The 16769-nt window shown below is 61.0% G+C and carries 18 protein-coding genes; 7 read left to right on the plus strand and 11 right to left on the minus strand.

Annotation, left to right across the window (positions count from 1 at the left end):
- The first annotated feature begins 200 nt into the window (after positions 1–200).
- A complete protein-coding gene (locus tag JK176_RS03940) occupies positions 201–1130 on the plus strand; it encodes a hydrogen peroxide-inducible genes activator (RefSeq protein WP_211586507.1) in 930 nt (309 codons plus the stop codon).
- Between the two features lie 7 nt (positions 1131–1137).
- Complete coding sequence (locus JK176_RS03945; protein ID WP_211586508.1) at positions 1138–2637, plus strand: hypothetical protein; 1500 nt, start codon at positions 1138–1140, stop codon at positions 2635–2637.
- 31 nt (positions 2638–2668) lie between these two features.
- Here the strand turns inward: JK176_RS03945 and JK176_RS03950 are convergent, their stop codons facing one another.
- From JK176_RS03950 to JK176_RS03985, 8 genes are all read right to left on the minus strand, one after another.
- Positions 2669–3127: a hypothetical protein gene (locus JK176_RS03950; protein ID WP_211586509.1), complete on the minus strand. Its 459-nt coding sequence runs from the start codon at positions 3125–3127 to the stop codon at positions 2669–2671.
- Positions 3128–3232: 105 nt separating this feature from the next.
- Positions 3233–4507, minus strand: a complete 1275-nt coding sequence (locus JK176_RS03955; protein ID WP_211586808.1) for a sodium:proton antiporter — start codon at positions 4505–4507, stop codon at positions 3233–3235.
- A 287-nt stretch (positions 4508–4794) separates the two neighbouring features.
- Positions 4795–4962 carry a hypothetical protein gene (locus JK176_RS03960; RefSeq protein WP_211586510.1) on the minus strand — a complete coding sequence of 56 codons (168 nt, stop codon included), beginning with the start codon at positions 4960–4962 and terminating at the stop codon, positions 4795–4797.
- Positions 4944–5591, minus strand: a complete 648-nt coding sequence (locus JK176_RS03965) for a glutathione S-transferase family protein (RefSeq protein ID WP_211586511.1) — start codon at positions 5589–5591, stop codon at positions 4944–4946. Before JK176_RS03965 ends, JK176_RS03960 begins: the two co-directional genes overlap by 19 nt.
- Positions 5591–6676, minus strand: coding sequence for a tRNA 2-thiouridine(34) synthase MnmA (mnmA, locus tag JK176_RS03970; RefSeq protein WP_194261282.1), 1086 nt, complete (start codon positions 6674–6676; stop codon positions 5591–5593). The genes JK176_RS03965 and mnmA overlap by 1 nt, the downstream gene beginning before the upstream one ends.
- Before the next feature lie 5 nt (positions 6677–6681).
- A complete protein-coding gene (locus tag JK176_RS03975; RefSeq protein ID WP_062027361.1) occupies positions 6682–6996 on the minus strand; it encodes a ferredoxin family 2Fe-2S iron-sulfur cluster binding protein in 315 nt (104 codons plus the stop codon).
- A 21-nt stretch (positions 6997–7017) separates the two neighbouring features.
- Positions 7018–8160: a cysteine desulfurase family protein gene (locus JK176_RS03980; protein ID WP_211586512.1), complete on the minus strand. Its 1143-nt coding sequence runs from the start codon at positions 8158–8160 to the stop codon at positions 7018–7020.
- 13 nt (positions 8161–8173) lie between these two features.
- Complete coding sequence (locus tag JK176_RS03985; RefSeq protein WP_249194180.1) at positions 8174–9274, minus strand: cysteine desulfurase family protein; 1101 nt, start codon at positions 9272–9274, stop codon at positions 8174–8176.
- A 136-nt stretch (positions 9275–9410) separates the two neighbouring features.
- Between JK176_RS03985 and JK176_RS03990 the strand changes: the two genes are divergently transcribed.
- The 5 genes from JK176_RS03990 (at position 9411) to JK176_RS04010 (ending at position 13883) form a co-directional block, all read left to right on the plus strand.
- The gene (locus JK176_RS03990; RefSeq protein ID WP_194261353.1) at positions 9411–10076 is read left to right on the plus strand and encodes an alpha/beta hydrolase; all 666 of its coding nucleotides are present in this window, start codon (positions 9411–9413) and stop codon (positions 10074–10076) included.
- A gap of 169 nt (positions 10077–10245) precedes the next feature.
- Positions 10246–11496, plus strand: a complete 1251-nt coding sequence (tyrS, locus tag JK176_RS03995) for a tyrosine--tRNA ligase (RefSeq protein ID WP_211586513.1) — start codon at positions 10246–10248, stop codon at positions 11494–11496.
- A gap of 109 nt (positions 11497–11605) precedes the next feature.
- A complete protein-coding gene (locus JK176_RS04000) occupies positions 11606–12157 on the plus strand; it encodes a hypothetical protein (RefSeq protein ID WP_211586515.1) in 552 nt (183 codons plus the stop codon).
- Positions 12157–13281 carry a sensor histidine kinase gene (locus tag JK176_RS04005; RefSeq protein WP_211586516.1) on the plus strand — a complete coding sequence of 375 codons (1125 nt, stop codon included), beginning with the start codon at positions 12157–12159 and terminating at the stop codon, positions 13279–13281. Before JK176_RS04000 ends, JK176_RS04005 begins: the two co-directional genes overlap by 1 nt.
- Complete coding sequence (locus JK176_RS04010) at positions 13278–13883, plus strand: response regulator transcription factor (RefSeq protein WP_062028613.1); 606 nt, start codon at positions 13278–13280, stop codon at positions 13881–13883. The genes JK176_RS04005 and JK176_RS04010 overlap by 4 nt, the downstream gene beginning before the upstream one ends.
- Positions 13884–13899: 16 nt before the next feature.
- Here JK176_RS04010 and JK176_RS04015 read toward each other — a convergent pair whose 3' ends face one another.
- Genes JK176_RS04015 through JK176_RS04025 form a run of 3 tightly spaced genes read right to left on the minus strand, consistent with a single transcriptional unit; the run spans position 13900 to position 16759 of the window.
- On the minus strand, positions 13900–14487 hold the full coding sequence (locus JK176_RS04015) for an LUD domain-containing protein (RefSeq protein WP_211586518.1): 588 nt from the start codon (positions 14485–14487) through the stop codon (positions 13900–13902).
- On the minus strand, positions 14484–16019 hold the full coding sequence (locus JK176_RS04020) for a lactate utilization protein B (RefSeq protein ID WP_211586519.1): 1536 nt from the start codon (positions 16017–16019) through the stop codon (positions 14484–14486). The genes JK176_RS04015 and JK176_RS04020 overlap by 4 nt, the downstream gene beginning before the upstream one ends.
- A complete protein-coding gene (locus JK176_RS04025) occupies positions 16016–16759 on the minus strand; it encodes a (Fe-S)-binding protein (protein WP_099285848.1) in 744 nt (247 codons plus the stop codon). The genes JK176_RS04020 and JK176_RS04025 overlap by 4 nt, the downstream gene beginning before the upstream one ends.
- Positions 16760–16769 lie beyond the last annotated feature (10 nt).

Here is a 16769-nt window from a genome sequence, read left to right on the forward strand (position 1 = left end):
GTCACACAGAAAGAGAGGGACAGGAAACAGTTCCTGTCAATATGACTGATCGCTAAAACCGAACTTATGAGATGAAGATATCAAGACTCCCGATCATGATATGAACCCTGCCCGCAGGAAGCAGCCTCTTCCGACGTTATTTTTCTTTAACAGGCAGAACCGCACTTCCCCATAACGTTATTCGGTCCTATTTATGGAACATGAGCTATGTTCCACTTTCCGGCCTGTCCCTGCGCGATATCGAATATGTGGTGGCGGTCGATGACCTGCGCAACTTCTCCCGCGCTGCCGAACGCTGCGGCGTCAGTCAGGCCGGACTGTCCGAACAGGTCCGCAAACTCGAACAGCTTCTGGACGTCACACTTTTCGAGCGTTCCCGGCGTCATGTGGCGCCGACTCCTGATGGCGAGCGTCTGCTCGCTTTAGGGCGGGAGGTTCTCGCGGCGGCGCGTAACCTGCTCGAAGTCGCCCGCGCCCAGACTGGCCCGATGGAAGGCGCACTCCGGCTCGGCGTCATTCCCACGCTCGGACCGTATTACATTCCGGGCCTTCTACCCCGTCTGCGCGAGCATTATCCAGCACTCAGCCTGCGCCTGCGCGAAAGCATGACGGACACTCTGGTCCATGCCCTGCGCAACAGCGAACTGGACGTCGCCCTGATGGCCCTGCCCGCGCCCTCAGAGGCTCTGGAAAGTGCACCGATCTTTGAGGAATCTTTTCTTGCCGTGTTTCCGAGCACGCATGAACTGGCGCAGAAACCGAAACTTTCCCTCAGTCAGCTTGGCCGCCCGGACCTGCTGCTTCTGGAGGACGGACACTGCCTGCGCGATCAGGCCCTGTCCATCTGCCCGACCGTTCCGCGCGAGGGCGAACCGCGTCTGGCCACCAGTCTTGAAATGCTGTGGTACATGATCGGAGCGGGCGAAGGATTTTCCCTCATTCCCCAGCTTGCACTTCGCAACCGCGTGGACTTGGAAGATCTCATCACCGTTCGCCCCCTTCCCGAACCCGAAGCGCGCCGCACGATCGGTCTGACATGGCGCGCATCGGACCCGCGAGCCCCCGTTTTCCGTGACTTTGCGACTTATCTTCGCAGCATCACGCCAGAACACTGCCACGTCTGTCGCTGACTCCCTCATGACGCCTCCCCGATCATCAGCCTTGCGCTCCGCTGAACCCACCATCATGGGGACAGCCTATGGCGTCGTCCTGTGCGTGATGCTCCTTGTCATCGCCTTACAGACCGCCATACTCCCGGCTTCTGTCTGGCAGGGAGACGAATATGATTATTTTGCCAATATCCGGGAGCATGGTCTGGCATTCCTGTCAGACAGGCTTTTGCACTGGAGCCCGCGTCCATTTTCAGAAATTGTCATCTTCGCCTACGGAACAGTCGCCAATGCCGCACATAAGCCGCTGGCCTGGATCTTTCTGGCCCTGACATGGCTGTTTTGCGCTGCGGTCGCATTCGTACCCTTCCTGCGCCGAAGCGACGCTCCTGTCTCGGCACGACTGCTGATTGCAGTATCCGTTGCCGCCATTTTCATGCTCGGTCATCCGTCCGCAGATTTTTTCTACTGGCCGATGGGCACCGTCGCTCATCTTCCCGTCCTTGCCGCCGCCTGCGGACTGACCCTGCTAAAGATCAGTCAGATCCTTTCTGCTCGGGCGGAAGCCCTGTTGCTGTCTCTTGCACTGACATCAAGCGAAGCGGGAGTATTTTTCGGAATGCTCTGGTTGGGAATGCGTGGGTTTGGGCTTCTATATAATCGCCGTATCGCCGCATTTGGGCGCGCCAGATGGCTGCTTTTGCCCACAGCGGTTGGACTTTGCGTTTCTGCCGAGATGCTTCTCAACCACAGAATGGGCGGGGGTGGATTTCCATTCACGCCCACACACGGACATATCAAAGCCAGTCTTGCCGCAGCCTTTGGTCCGTTCCTGAAGACTCTGATCGCCCTTCAACCGAACGAAATGAGTTCAGGTGGTGGGTTTACAAAACAGGCCATGGCCAGCGGACTCGCATTAAAAATCATTCTGACCGGCGCCTTTACGACACTCTTCATGACCTGCGACATTCGCCCTGCCTTACGGACGCTCATAGCGCCCGCCATTGCACTTGCAGGCACGATGTATCTGACGATCGCCGCCGCCTTCTACGCGTTTGGTTTTCTATGCTGCCAGCGCCATGAAGCGTTCCGGCTGGACCTTTCAGTCCTTCTGGTTTTGCTGCTTTCCGCAGGTCTGAGCACGATTTTATCGGAGAAGCTCAAGAGATTTTCCGACGCCCCAAAGAGAGAAACACGCCTCCAGATCTGCGCCCTGACGGGACTTCTGCTATTTACAGGATGGACCATGCGCTGGCGCACGTCCGACCTGTCGCTCGCCCTCGCAGGTCTTCCGCTGGAAGAAACCGCTCACAATCGTGTCTGGGCATCCGGACTGTCAGCCGGAACCGATATGACCTATGCGCAAGGCACGGCCTCACCCGCATTCTATTACTGGCACTGGGAGCCAGGCACCTATCATGCGGGTGGCACCGGGTGGGAAGTTCAGTCCGCCATGCGGTATTTCGGCAAGACGACGCTTCATGTCTTGCCGCCCGTCAGCCTGACCACCCTTCCCACTACACCCTGATCGGGAAGGGATCGGTACTGGAAATCAGAGCTTATTCAGCAGCGTTGCACCGATGGGTCGAGCCGGGGAAATCCGAGCATTCGCCCTTCACGGAATCCCAGCGGAAATCCATTTCATCACCCGCCATACCGTTCTTCTGGAACTCGGTCGTCACCGCGCTCACATTCGTTACATGGCCTTTGGTGTAAACCAGTTCCACATAGCCGTTATAGAAACCCGGGATCTTGCCCACACCTTCGAAATAGGTCGGTTTTCCGTCTTTACCCGGCACTGCGAACAGCTTGACGACCTGAGCCGGGGTTGCATGTTCCAGCTTGCGCAGGAACTCTGGTGACAGGGTCTGACAGCTTATTTCCGGGCGTGGGTCCTCGCCCACATTCGACTGCCAGCAGGCCGTCTGACCCGGCAGCGGCGTCGCGGACGCCAGATGCGGCGCAACGAGCGACGCCCCAAAAACTGCGGCCATCGTGACATGCTTCAAACGTATCATCTGTAAAATGCTCCAGCAGAATTCTCTGTTTTCCGAACCTATCACAGCCCTCTTCCGGAACCCACAGACCCTGCCGAACACCTTTTACGGAAATACCCACCCCCATCAGGCCGGAGGCACTTCAACTGCGGAAGGCTTCTCGGGATACAGCCAACGCGCCACACGCCCCATACTCAGGCCCTGAACAATGATCGTGAACACCACAACACCGTAGCACACAGGCAGAAGCGTATCGCGCAGTTCCCCCGCCGGGAGCCCCAGCGCAAGCGCAACGGAAATACCACCCCGCAGCCCGCCCCATGTCAGAAGGCCCAACGCACGCCCCCGCTCTCCGGGCTGCAACTGAACGGGAATGGTGCACAAGAAAACACTCGCCCCGCGCACCAGAACAGAGAGCGGGATGGCCACCACCATCATCAGGAACGGCGCGAGATGGGGCCTGATTTCCAGCAATTCAAAGCCGATCAGAAGGAACAGCAGAGCGTTCAGGATCTCGTCGATCAGGTTCCAGAACCCTACCATTTCCGCGCGGGATTGCGGCGTAATGGCGCGATGCCCTGCTTTACTGGCAAGACTCATTCCGGCCACCACAACTGCGATCGGCCCGGACATATGCAGCCCGTTCGCAAGACTGTAAGTACCCGCCGCCAGCGCCAAAGAGCCCAGAAGATCAATCTGTGCATCCTCCACGCCGCGAAGCAGCAACAGCGCCAGCCAGCCGGTGAATGCGCCGAACAATCCGCCCCCCACGGCTTCAACCAGAAAACGCATGATGAAATCACTGGCCGAGACGGACGCGATATCTCCCGTGGCCATCCCGATCATCGTTCCGTAAATGACAACCCCTACGCCGTCATTGAACAGACTTTCCCCCGCGAATGTCGCCTGAAGCGAGGGCGGCAGCCCCAGACGTCGCAACATGCCCACAACCGAGACCGGGTCAGTAGGTGCCAGCATCGCGCCCAACAGAACGCACCAGCTGAAGGGGACGGCAAGCCCGAATACGGGAAAAATGAACCACACCGGAACGGCCATCAGCGCTACGGCCAGCGACGTTCCTACGATCGCCAGCGCCGCGACCGCCTTACCGCGAGAGACGATCATTCCCAGATCGACCTGCATCGCCCCTGCAAACAGCAGGAAAGACAGCGCCCCGTCGAGTAGCGTCCGGGGCAGGTTGATCGTGCCCAGAAGGCTCTGAGGAACCTGCTGGAGGTCATAACCCGGAAATAGCGGGTTCAGGAGCATGACGACCAAAGAAATCAGCATCGAAAACAGCAGGATTCCGATGGCCAGTGGAAGTTTCAGGGTCCGGTAATTGATGATTCCCAGCAGCGTTGCCACGGCCAGCAGCAGAGCAAACAGCCCCAGAGAATTCATGACCGCATTGCCCCTTCCCGATCTCTGATCCCGCAGCCACTTACGCCATGACAGACCAGCAGCAGACAGATCCATCCTGCTTAACTACGCGGAGCACCCGGAAGTTTCTTTTGAAAGACGGCACGCTTACGCTTCCTTACCGTTCCTGACATGACAGGAGTTACAGCAGCACGCATTCTTCGGCGGAACAGCAACCGGAGGAAACGGATTTCGTGAAAAAGGTCTGCACCGTAACCGTTTTTCTCCTCCTCGCAGCTTGCGTCTCACACGCACCGGCCGATATGGCATCAGCCGCCAATGACGGCGATGACCCCGGTTACACAGTCAAAAGTGATCGCGGGCACGGTGGTGGTGGCATGGGCGGTAACGGCAGCGTCTGGGGAGAGGTTTTCAGAACTGCTCTTCAGACCGGCATGGGCTTCGTCCACCACTAGTCTCAGTAAAGCAGTCGCCATTCCGCCGGTTCGGCCTCCGCCAGCGCATACCATTCCTGCATCAACGGCTGATCGAGCATCGTCTGCACCCAGAGCTTCACGACCGGATCAACGGCCAGTTCGAACGTGTGAATCCGAATGGCGACCGGCGCATACATGCAGTCCGCCACCGTCATCCGGTCTCCGAACAGGAACGTCGTCGGCTGACCCGAGCGCAGGAGCGCGTCTTTGAGTGTGCGGCTCAGCAGCGCCACATCGGCCGCCAGTTCCTCGCTGACTTCCGGCAGAGGCGCGGGAGTGCGCTCGACATCCATGGAGCAGTTCTGGCGGATCGGACGGAAACCGGCATGCATCTGCGCGCTGATGCTGCGGGCATGGGCCCGCACGATCCGGTCTTCAGGCCACAGAGACGGTGCGATTTCCGCGCAGTATTCGCAGATCGCCAGACTTTCCCAGACATCCGCGCCGTCATGCTGAAGATACGGCACCATCCGGTTGGGGGAGCGGACATGGATCTCGGTCGTCCGGCCACCGCCCTTGAGCGCGATAACCTCTTCCGTCACGTCCAGCCCGGCCAGCCGCACCGCCAGCCAGCCCCGCAGAGACCACGACGAATACCGACGCGATCCCAGAAGCAGCATTCCCCCCATCAGGCCTCTCCCGCAGTAATGAAGCCGCCGCCCAGCACGCGGCTTCCATCATACAACACACAGGCCTGACCGGGCGCGGGCATCGCGGCCTCGTTCAGTTCCACCAGTGCGCCACCATTCTCCAATGGCTTTACAACAGCCTCGCGCAGCTTTTCGCGCGCGCGGATCTGCACGCCACAGCGCACACCCTCAACAGGCGCGTCGATCAGCCAGTTCATGTCCCGCAAACGCACCGTCCGGCGGCTGTCAGCTTCCGAAAGCTGCACGCGCGGCCCGACCACGATGCGCCGCTTGGGCACATCAATGCGCGTCACCATCTGGCGCTCGCCCGTTGCGGTATGGATGTCGCCCAGACGTTTGCTCTGCCCGACTGTATAGCGCGCCACGCCTTCGTGACGCCCCAGAACCCTGCCGTCCTCGTCCACGATCTCGCCCTCGCCCCGCACTTCCGGGCGCAGCTTCTCGACCAGTTCGGCATAGGAGCCGGTTGGGACGAAGCAGATGTCCTGACTGTCGGGCTTGGCCGCAATCGACAGGCCCAGTTCTTCGGCCAGCGCACGGACATGCGCCTTGTCCGGCATCTCGCCCAGCGGAAAGCGCAGATAGTCGAGCTGATCTTTGGTCGTGGCGAACAGGAACCAGGTCTGGTCCCGCTCGGCATCGACGGGACGGTGCATTTCCGCCCCGTCCGGCCCGTCGACACGGCGGACGTAATGCCCGGTCGCCATGGCCTCGCAGCCCAGATCCCGCGCCATGCCCAGAAGATCCGTGAACTTCACGCCCTGATTGCAGGCCACGCAGGGAACAGGTGTCTCGCCACGCGCATAAGCGTCCGCAAAGCTCTCGACCACACTGTCACGAAAGCGCGTTTCCGCATCAATGACATAGTGCGGGAAGCCCAGACGGTCCGCCACGGCGCGCGCATCCATGATGTCACGCCCCGCACAGCACGCGCCCGGCTTGGCGGCCTGTCCGTGATCGTAAAGCTGAAGCGTGGCGCCAATCACCTCGTGGCCCTGCCGTTTGAGCAGCGCGGCCACTACGGAACTGTCCACGCCTCCCGACATGGCAACGAGGATCCGCATGGTGCTCAGCCCGCCTTCGGAAGGCGGACGGTCAGGCCATCCAGCGCGTCCGTCATGACGATCTGACAGCCCAGACGGGACGTCTTTTCCAGACCGAACGCCAGATCGAGCATGTCTTCCTCATCATCGGTCGGCGTGCCCAGCTTGGCGGCCCAGTCCGGATCGACGACCACATGGCACGTCGCGCAGGCCAGCGATCCTTCGCAGGCACCTTCAAGATCGATGTCATGCTTGTGCGCGATTTCCAGCACCGACAGTCCGACAGGCGCGTCCACGTCACGACGAGTTCCATCACGCTCGATAAAGGTCATCTTGGGCATAGGTCGTCCGTTTTTCCGGTTTCAGTTGGGTTGGCACGTCCGTGCGGCTGCGATCAGAAGTTCAGCCGCACGGTCAATATCGGCCTTGGAGGTAGAGCGTCCGACCGACAGGCGCAAGCATTGCGACGCCTTCTGTGCAGAAAGTCCCATCGCCGTCAGCACATAAGAGGGCGCAATCTCCGCTGCCGTACAGGCCGATCCGGTCGAAGCGGCAACATCCGGGCAGGCTTCCAGAACGTCAAGCGCCCGGAGTCCCTCAGGCAGACAGACATTCAACGCCCCCGCCAGACGCGGCGCCCCACCCCCATTCAGCGCGATCCCCGGCAAACTATTTTGAAGCTTTGCCCACAAAACGTCCCGCAACAGGCCCAATCGCGCGGCCTCATCCGCCATGTTCGCAACAGCCAGTTCCGCAGCCACCCCGAACCCGACAACAAGTGGTGTCGGCAGCGTTCCAGACCGGAATCCGCGCTCCTGCCCGCCCCCCGAAAACAACGCCGCCAGCCGGACACGCGGTCGTCGGCAAACATAAAGCGCGCCGATCCCTTTCGGCCCGTACATTTTGTGCGCGGACACGGACGCCAGATCCACATCCTTCAACGACATCGGCATTTTCCCGGCCATCTGCGCCAAATCAACATGCATCAGCGCGCCCGCCGCCTTCACCAGCGCCGCAAGCTGCGGAATATCCTGCAACACGCCGGTCTCATTGTTCGCGGCCATGATGCTCACGAGCAGTGTCGGCACCTTCAGCGCCTCTCGCAGAGCCTCAGGATCAACTCGCCCGTCAGAATCCACGCCGAGCGCAACCGCCTCAAAACCTTCAGCCGCCAGCGCCCGCAGCGATTCCAGAACGCATTTATGCTCCGTCGCGACCGTGATGATCCGCCGTCGCGGATCGCCCAGCCGCACCAGATGCCGCGCCGCCCCCTTGATGGCGAGGTTGTTCGCCTCCGTCGCACCGGACGTGAACACAATCTCCCGCGCTTCCACGCCCAAAAGCCCAGCCACGCCCTCCCGTGCCCGCTCCACGGCCTCCGCCGCCTTCCGCCCGGGCCCATGCACACTGTGCGGGTTGCCGAAATCTTCCCCGAACCACGGCAGCATGGCAGCTACGACAGCCGGATCACACGGCGTCGTCGAAAGATAATCGAGATAGATCATGCCCGTTTCCCGATCATTTCCTTAAACGGCGCGCCATCGCCTCATACGCCTCGCAAAACGCCTCGACCTGAGCCTCCTGCACATTCCAGGGAAGCGAAACACGGATGGCCTGCGCGGCACCCTCCGTCTCCCCCATCGCCCGCAACACATGCGAAGACGACACTTTCCCCGACGAGCAGGCCGACCCCGCAGAGACGCAGAATCCTGCCAGATCCAGCGTCATAAGCTGCACCTGTGCTGCCACACCGTCCAGAATCAGACAGCTCGTATTCGGCAGCCGCGCCACCGCTTCCCCGGCAACCCGCGCGCCAACAGTTTTCGCCACAGCTTCGACCCGGTCCCGAAGACGTTGCACCGGCCCCCAGTCCTGCACACGCGCCGCATCAAACGCCGCCGCCATGCCCAGAATGGCCGGAAGCGCCTGCGTTCCGCCCCGGCGACCGCGCTCCTGACCGCCCCCCGCCACAAGAGCGTCCATAGGCTCATCTTCCGCCAGCAGCAGCGCGCCAGCCCCTTTCGGGCCACCCATCTTGTGACCCGAAACCGCAACACTGCACCCGGCCAACGCAAACGGCACCCGTCCCGCGCTCTGCACAGCATCCACATGCAGATGCGCGCCCGAGTCGCGACACACCGCCAGCACATCCTCCAGTGGCGAAAGCACCCCCGTCTCGTTATTGGCGGACATCACACAGACCAGTGCCGGACCACTCTCCCGCAGCCGTGCGCGAAGGTGTTCCACATCCAAAATTCCATCCTTGTTTACGGGCAGAATCTCAGCGTCCGGCGCAGCCTTGAGAACAGCATCATGTTCCGTAGTCCCAACAAAAATCCGACGCCCCTGCCCGAAAGCGTGAACCGCCATCGCATCGGCTTCCGTCGCGCCGGACGTGAACACGCAAGCGCCGGAAATCCGCCCGAAACCCGCTGCCATCCGGCTGCGGGCGTTTTCAAGGAAACGGCGAGCCTCCCGCCCTTCAGCATGAACCGAAGACGGGTTTCCAGACAGCATCATCCCCTCCAGCGCAGCGTCCCGCGCACAGGGGCGGAGCGGCTCGGTGGCATTAGCGTCCAGATAGGTCGTCGCGGGAACGGTTTTCAGCGCAGTCATCATGTTTTCCAGATTGGGCAAACAGGCGGAAATCGCAATGGCATGTCGATTTTGGTGGAAATCGGCTTTTGCGAATCGGTATACACAGCACCACCGGACGGCAGAGTTCCAATCCTGCCTGACACAGCGCGAGAGTATTATGCCTGAAGTGATGTTCGCCGGCCCAGACGGCCGGCTTGAGGGTCGTTACCACCACTCCAGCGAACCCAACGCTCCGCTCGCCCTGGTGCTGCATCCCCATCCGCTCCACGGCGGCACCATGAACAACCGCATCACCTACACGATGTATCGCAGCTTCGAGAAAATGGGCTTCTCGGTCATGCGCTACAATTCGCGTGGTGTCGGCCGCTCCCAGGGCCGTTATGACGGCGGTATCGGCGAAATTTCCGATGCGGCCGCAGCCCTGGACTGGATGCAGATGGTCAATCCGAACTCCAGCGAACTGTGGATTTCGGGCTACTCCTTCGGCGCGTTCGTCGGCATGCAGCTTCTGATGCGCCGCCCTGAAATCAGCGGCTGGATCAGCGTGGCCCCCCCGGCCAACGACTATGATTTCGGCTTTCTGGCCCCCTGTCCCTGCGGCGGCCTCATGATTGCCGGCGGCAAGGACGAAATGGCCCCCGAGCCCGGCATCCGCAAGCTGGTAGACAAGCTGAACACCCAGAAGAACGTGACCGTCGACTACCGTATCTTCGACGACGCCGACCACATCTTCGCCAAACAGGCCGACCGCGTCGGCGAGGCGCTGGAAGATCACGTCAATACGATGCGTGGCCGCAAGGCACTGGCTCTGGCCGCAGACTGATCCGGGACAAACATCCCGACAGACACCTTCAAAAAGGCTCTCCTTCGCGGAGAGCCTTTTTGATTCCGGCTCCACAAATCCCTGTCAAACGCCGAAATTTCCGCTCCCGCGCCGGTCATGCTAGGGTCCGCGTCCCTTCTTTTCAGCAGCAGCGTAGCAAGACCGACCCATGCCAAAGAGTCCGTTCCTCCTCGAAGCCCAAGCGCGTGGCCTGATCTTCCAATGCACCGACCTCGACGCCCTCGACGAGGCCATGCAGGCCGGACCGATCACCGCCTATGTAGGTTTCGACCCGACAGCGGACTCCCTGCATGTCGGCAATGCGCTCTCCATCATGGCACTGCGCCTGCTCCAGAAGCACGGCCATCGCCCGATCGCCCTGATGGGTGGCGGCACGGCCAAGATCGGCGACCCGTCCTTCCGTGACGAGGCCCGCTCTCTGATTACGAACGAGACGATCGCGCACAACATCGCCGGGATCGAGAAATCCCTGCGCCAGTTCATCACCTTCAGCGATGAAGACCCGTCCAGCGGCGCCATCCTGGCCAACAACGCGGACTGGCTGGACAAGCTCTCCTACATCAACCTGCTTCAGGACGTCGGCGCCCATTTCTCCATCAGCCGCATGCTCGCTTTCGACAGCGTGAAGCAGCGTCTGGAGCGGGAACAGGGACTGACATTCCTGGAATTCAACTACTCCATCCTCCAGTCCTACGATTTCCGCGAACTGAACCGCCGCCACGGCGCCATCCTTCAGATGGGCGGCTCGGACCAGTGGGGCAACATCGTCTCCGGCATTGATCTGGCCCGCCGCACTGATGGCAAGCAGATTTTCGGTCTGACCACGCCGCTCGTCACCACGTCTTCGGGTGCGAAGATGGGCAAGTCCGCCAACGGTGCCACATGGGTCCGGGCGGAGCGTCTGCCCGCCTTCGAATACTGGCAGTTCTGGCGCAACACCGAAGACGCCGATGTCGGCCGTTTCCTCAAGCTCTTCACGGATCTTCCCGTCGAGGAGTGCGAACGCCTCGGCGCGCTCGAAGGCGCGGACATCAACGAGGCCAAGAAAATCCTCGCCACTGAAGCCACCGCCATCTGCCACGGCCGCGCGGCAGCTGAAGACGCCGCCGAGACGGCACGTCGCGTGTTCGAGCAGGGCTCCACTCAGGCTGCCCTGCCGGAAATCGACCTGCCCGCCACCCTGATCGCCGAAGGTCTGCCCGCATTCCGCGTCTTTCAGGAGGCCGGATTGGCCGCAAGTGGCGGAGAAGCCCGCCGCCTGATCCGCGGCGGCGGCGGTCGCGTCAACGACGTGGTAGTTTCGGACGAAAACCAGACCTTCACGCTCGACGACCTGCGCGACGGTGTTCTAAAAGTGTCGTCCGGCAAGAAAAAGCACATCCTGCTCCGTCCGGTCTGACATCCGTCATGACCGATGTCATCCGCGACTCCTGACACTGCACCCTGTTTTTTCTTCGCCGGAACGGGCATCCTCGCCGCAGGTTGCCCCCAACGGAGACGCAGCGCGGATGATGACGGAACGCAAAAACTGGCGTGGCCTGCTGACTGACTGCGCAGGACTGGCCTTCGCCGCCGTCTGGGCTGCGCGCGGCGCACAGGCGGGCAAACTGCCCATAGCCTTGACCGTCGCACTCATCGCCATCCCGACGCTCCTTCTTATCCTCGGCTTCGCCCGCCGCGACCTCATCCTGCGACGCCCCGAAATCTCTGTTGACCCGAAACTGACGCGCCGTATCAAAATCCTGCGTTTCGTAGGGATTTTTGCTGCCGCATCATGGACCCATTCCCATCATCGACTGGACCTGTTCTATCCGATGCTCGGAGCCATCATCGGCCTGTCCTACGTCCCGCTGGGCCGCGCCCTGCAAGAACCGGTGCATGTGTTCATGGGCGGCGCCATCGTCCTGATTTCGGGCCTTTCCATGCTTCTGCCCGAACCGCACCATCTGGAAGTCGCAGGTTTCGGCACGGCCCTCGCCATATGGGTTGGCAGCGCGGTACGACTGTGGCGGTCCGGCCTGTTCCTGCCTGCCGAACCGGCTTCCATCACCCTCACCTGATGGCCGCAGATTCCCTCTCCCGCCATCTGGCGGATCGCAAAACGCCCTGGCCGCACTTCAATCACTATCTGGTGGCCTATCTGAGCTACCTGCTGTTCTATCCGATGCCCTGGCTGCTGGGCTATCACCGTCCCACGCTTCCGGGCGTTCTGTTTTCGGCAGCGGCCATGCTGCTGTTTCTGCTGGTGTATTTCGCGCCCTACCGCAAAGACCGCTATTACGGCTACGGCGAAATCATCCTCACTGACCTGATCGGCCATGCCTGCGCCTGGACGCATGGCGACTGGGAAATCTACAGCATGTTCGCCTCTGGGATGTGCGCCCGCCTGCCCGAAAGGCGACAGTCCATCACGATGGTCATTCTGTTGCAGGTCGTGCTCATCATTTCCGGCCATTTCCGGCACAAAACCACACTCGAGGTCATCCCCGGGGCCTTTTTCAGCATGATCACCTATATGAGCACGCTCATGCAGTGGCAGCTCGGCATCCGCAATTTCGAACTGCGCGAAGCCCAGAACGAAATCCGTGCGCTCGCCACCACAGCCGAGCGCGAACGCATCGCCCGTGACCTGCATGATCTTCTGGGTCATTCCCTGACCGTCATTTCCGTCAAGGCAGAACTCTCCGAGCGTCTGTTCACGGCCGATCCGCCCCGCGCCCGGCAGGAACTCAACGAAATCAGCCAGATCGCCCGCACGTCCCTGCGCGAAGTCCGCGAAGCTGTGTCCGGCATGAACGGGGCATCCCTCCTGCGCGAACTGGAACGAGCCCGCAAAGCCCTGCACACAACAGGCATCACGCTTGTTCTCGAGGGCCGCGAGCCTCCTGCCGATGCCCCCCCAAACAGCGTACTCGCCCTCGCCCTGCGTGAAGCCGTTACGAACGTCATCCGTCATTCCGACGCACGAACCTGCACCCTGACTTTCCTGTACGACGCCAGCGGGCACATCCACACCTTCACCCTCGAAGACGACGGCCCGCTTCAAGCCGAGCAACCCGCCCGGACCATCGTCGAAGGCAACGGTCTGCGCGGCATGCGCGCCAGACTCGCCGCTTCAGGCGGCACCCTGACCATCTCTCCCCGCCCCCGGGGCTTCACACTGACTGCGACGACCCTGCCATGATCCGCCTCATCCTTGCCGAAGACCAAACCATGCTCCTCGATGCCTTCGAGGCCTTGCTGCATCTTGAAGACGATATCCAGATCGTCGGACGCGCCACGGACGGGCGCGAAGCGCTCGATCTGATCCGCGAGCACCGCCCTGATGTGGTCCTGACCGACATCGAAATGCCCCATGTCACGGGCATCGAACTTGCCGAGAAAATCCTTCAGGAAAATCTTCCCAGCCGCGTCATGATCGTCACGACCTTTGGACGCTCCGGCTATCTGCGGCGCGCGCTTCAGGCGGGAGTGCGCGGCTACATGCTCAAGGACGCCCCCATCACGCAGCTTGCCGCCGCCATCCGCAAAGTCGCCGCGGGGGGGCGGGCGATCGCACCCGATCTGGCCGAAGCCGTCTGGGATGCCCTGCCCGATCCGCTTTCCGAACGCGAACGCACCATGCTCCGTCTGGCTGAAGCCGGGCGCACAAACCGCGAAATTGCGGAAGAACTGTCCCTATCCTCAGGAACAGTCCGCAATTATTTCTCGGAAATCGTCCAGAAGCTGGACGCCCGGAACCGCATAGAAGCCGGCCGCATCGCCCGCGCGAACGGTTGGCTGTAAGCAGCCCGCCGTTTTATCAGGGCTGAAGCAGAACGCTCAGAGACCGCACGCCCTGGGCACCATGCACCAGCACACCCTCGATATCCGCCGTCGCTGACGGGCCGCTCTGGAACACGGCATAATGGGTTTGCAACCATTCCGGACGCTGATAGGCATTGTGCAGATTGTAAACGATCTGGGCGGGGTCCAGCAGGACGATCAGATGCTGCGGCAGAAAGCCCGTCGTGTTCACATGAAGCTGCTTTTCCGTGAAACATAGCGACCCGGTCTCCGCTACGCCGAATGCCGCGCGCAGAACGGCGTATTCGACCGGCGCGATATCCGTGGGCTTCGTCTGGGGCGTGATTTTCATATCCCCCTCAAACTCCGGCACGCAGGATACAACAGGCCCCGGCTTAACGATGGCCTGCCGCACGGGCGCCATCGGGTCAGCCGCATCCGGGATGAGCATTTTCCCGCCCATGCGCTCCAGAGACTTCTGGAACAGAACCTTCAGATCGGCTGGGGCTGCCTGATCAAACAGCGGCACGACAGGCCGGGGACGTTCTCCCTGAATATGATTGTTCCGGATTGCGCCCAGAATGGCGTCGCGTGAGCCGCTCATGAGTTTTCTCCCTCGCCCTGCGACTTTTCCTGCGACTTCCGGTTCTTGCGGTACCACTCATTGAACGTCTGTTTGGGCGTTTCGGGAATGTCGCGCTTGCGGCCCCAGGTATTGAGCTTGTTGTACAGCATGAAATGCGGCAGATGCCGCAGCGCGCTCCGCCCCAGAGGCAAACTCGCCCGATAGACCACAGGCGACGCCAGAACCTCGCCCGCCGCCTTCATCATGACCTTCTTGACCGGGGAGATTTCCCCCTCGCCCGCCAGCGTCTTGCGCCAGTCCGCAATCTGTTCGTGAATATTGATCTTCACCGGACAGACATTGGTGCAGCTCCCGTTCATCGTCGAGGAGTACGGCAGGTTGCGATATTTATGGATGTTGAAAGTCGGGTCTATAATCAGCCCGATCGGTCCGGCGTAAGTCGCGCCATAGCTCAGACCGCCGCTGCGCCGGAAAACCGGGCAGGTGTTCATGCAGGCGCCACAGCGGATACATTTCAGCCCCGGCCAGAACTTCTCCATTCCGAGCCGCTCAGACCGTCCGTTATCCACGAGCACGACATGCATCTCGCCACCCTCACGCGGGCCGCGGAAATGCGACGTATACTGCGTAATTGGGGAGCCCAGAGCGCTCCGCGACAGCAGCCGGATAAAGACAGGCAGCTCGTTCAAACCGGGAATGAGCTTCTCGATCCCGATGGACGCGATATGCAGCGGCGGCGTATTGGCGGACAGATCCGCGTTGCCCTCATTGGTGCAGACAACAAACGTCCCCGTTTCCGCAACCACGAAATTACCGCCCGTCATCCCTGCCTGCGCCGAGAGGATCAGCGGGCGCGTGGCCTCGCGCTGACATTCCGTCAGGTAGTGTGCATCGGCGTTGTCAGGGTCGGAGCCGATCGTTTTGGCAAAAACGCTGGCGACATCGGTGCGCAACTTGTGCACGGCCGGAACCACGACATGGCTGGGGGCTTCATCATCCAACTGCTGGATGCGTTCGCCCAGATCCGTCTCGATAACCTCGACATGATTGTGGGCCATGAACTCCCGGAAGCCACATTCTTCCGTCAGCATGGATTTGCTCTTGATCAGCCGTTCGACGCCCCTGCTCCGCAGGATCTCCAGAACAATGGCGTTATGCTCGGCCCCGTCCTTCGCCCAGTGAACCTTGATCCCGTTAGCCGTCGCATTTTTCTCGAACAGTTCGAGATAGTAATCGAGCTTCGAAAGCGTGTGTTCCTTGATGCCGGAGGCGAGGTTCCGGAGCTCTTCCCATTCCTCGATCCCATGCATTTCCTTGTCGCGCTTCTGGCGCAAATCCCACAGGCGCGCGTCATGCATGGCTTCGTGTTCGGTCGCGGCCATGAAGCGGTTCGCGGCTTCGGACTGGTCAACGGGCCGGTTGCCACGGATTTTCGCGCCCCGCGGCTGGGGTTCCGAAATCCGGGACTTCAGAGGCCGGGACGAGGCGGCGCCGTGATCGAGTTGCTCGGCATGCGGGTCCGTCAGCTCTTCATGCAGTTCGGCGGTCATGCGCGTGCTCCGTTCAGGATCTGGGCGATGTGGATATATTTGAGATTGGCGCCCATCCGACGCGCACAGCCTTCCTGATGCATCATGCAGGAACTGTCGGACGACGTGACATATTCCGCCCCGGATTTGAGCTGGTCCGTGACCTTGTCCTGACCCATCTTGGCCGACACACCCTCCTCGAACACCGAGAACGTGCCGCCAAAGCCGCAGCATTCATCCGGCCGCGTCAGATCGGCGAATTCAATGCCCTTAACCATTCCCAGCAACGCCTTCGGCTTGGAAAACGGCTCTTCCCGACGTTCGCTCATGCTGGCGATCCGCAGGTTCCGCAGTGTGTTGCAGTTGTTGTGCAGGGCAACACGATGCGGAAACTCGGCCCAGGGGAATGCATCGACCTTGAGAACGTCGTGCAGGAACTCAACCAGTTCATAGGTGCGACTGCGGACATGTTTGACGGCATCGGTCTGTTCGATGGCCGTCATGTTGTTGCGCACCTGATTGGTGCAGCTTCCGGACGGCGTGACGATATAGTCGTATTTTCCGAAATTGCGGACGAACAGTTCTTCCGTCTTGGCGGCCTCGCGCTCGCAGCCGGTATTGGTCATAGGCTGGCCACAGCATGTCTGATCGACCGGATATTCAACGGACAGTCCGAAACGTTCCAGCAGTTCCAGAGTCGCAATTCCTGTCTCGGGATGAAACATGTCCACATAACAGGGAACAAACAGACCGACCTTCATGGGAGTACCT

It is taken from the genome of Gluconobacter sp. Dm-73, from assembly GCF_018256215.1.
Lineage (GTDB): Bacteria > Pseudomonadota > Alphaproteobacteria > Acetobacterales > Acetobacteraceae > Gluconobacter > Gluconobacter cadivus.

Excerpts from the sequence above, each read along its gene's own strand:
- JK176_RS03940 (WP_211586507.1), top strand. The coding sequence starts at position 201 with ATGAGCTATGTTCCACTTTCCGGCCTGTCCCTGCGCGATATCGAATAT.
- JK176_RS03945 (WP_211586508.1), top strand. The coding sequence starts at position 1,138 with ATGACGCCTCCCCGATCATCAGCCTTGCGCTCCGCTGAACCCACCATC.
- JK176_RS03950 (WP_211586509.1), bottom strand. The coding sequence starts at position 3,127 with ATGATACGTTTGAAGCATGTCACGATGGCCGCAGTTTTTGGGGCGTCG.
- JK176_RS03955 (WP_211586808.1), bottom strand. The coding sequence starts at position 4,507 with ATGAATTCTCTGGGGCTGTTTGCTCTGCTGCTGGCCGTGGCAACGCTG.
- JK176_RS03960 (WP_211586510.1), bottom strand. The coding sequence starts at position 4,962 with ATGGCGACTGCTTTACTGAGACTAGTGGTGGACGAAGCCCATGCCGGT.
- JK176_RS03965 (WP_211586511.1), bottom strand. The coding sequence starts at position 5,591 with ATGGGGGGAATGCTGCTTCTGGGATCGCGTCGGTATTCGTCGTGGTCT.
- mnmA (WP_194261282.1), bottom strand. The coding sequence starts at position 6,676 with ATGCGGATCCTCGTTGCCATGTCGGGAGGCGTGGACAGTTCCGTAGTG.
- JK176_RS03975 (WP_062027361.1), bottom strand. The coding sequence starts at position 6,996 with ATGCCCAAGATGACCTTTATCGAGCGTGATGGAACTCGTCGTGACGTG.
- JK176_RS03980 (WP_211586512.1), bottom strand. The coding sequence starts at position 8,160 with ATGATCTATCTCGATTATCTTTCGACGACGCCGTGTGATCCGGCTGTC.
- JK176_RS03985 (WP_249194180.1), bottom strand. The coding sequence starts at position 9,274 with ATGATGACTGCGCTGAAAACCGTTCCCGCGACGACCTATCTGGACGCT.
- JK176_RS03990 (WP_194261353.1), top strand. The coding sequence starts at position 9,411 with ATGCCTGAAGTGATGTTCGCCGGCCCAGACGGCCGGCTTGAGGGTCGT.
- tyrS (WP_211586513.1), top strand. The coding sequence starts at position 10,246 with ATGCCAAAGAGTCCGTTCCTCCTCGAAGCCCAAGCGCGTGGCCTGATC.
- JK176_RS04000 (WP_211586515.1), top strand. The coding sequence starts at position 11,606 with ATGATGACGGAACGCAAAAACTGGCGTGGCCTGCTGACTGACTGCGCA.
- JK176_RS04005 (WP_211586516.1), top strand. The coding sequence starts at position 12,157 with ATGGCCGCAGATTCCCTCTCCCGCCATCTGGCGGATCGCAAAACGCCC.
- JK176_RS04010 (WP_062028613.1), top strand. The coding sequence starts at position 13,278 with ATGATCCGCCTCATCCTTGCCGAAGACCAAACCATGCTCCTCGATGCC.
- JK176_RS04015 (WP_211586518.1), bottom strand. The coding sequence starts at position 14,487 with ATGAGCGGCTCACGCGACGCCATTCTGGGCGCAATCCGGAACAATCAT.
- JK176_RS04020 (WP_211586519.1), bottom strand. The coding sequence starts at position 16,019 with ATGACCGCCGAACTGCATGAAGAGCTGACGGACCCGCATGCCGAGCAA.
- JK176_RS04025 (WP_099285848.1), bottom strand. The coding sequence starts at position 16,759 with ATGAAGGTCGGTCTGTTTGTTCCCTGTTATGTGGACATGTTTCATCCC.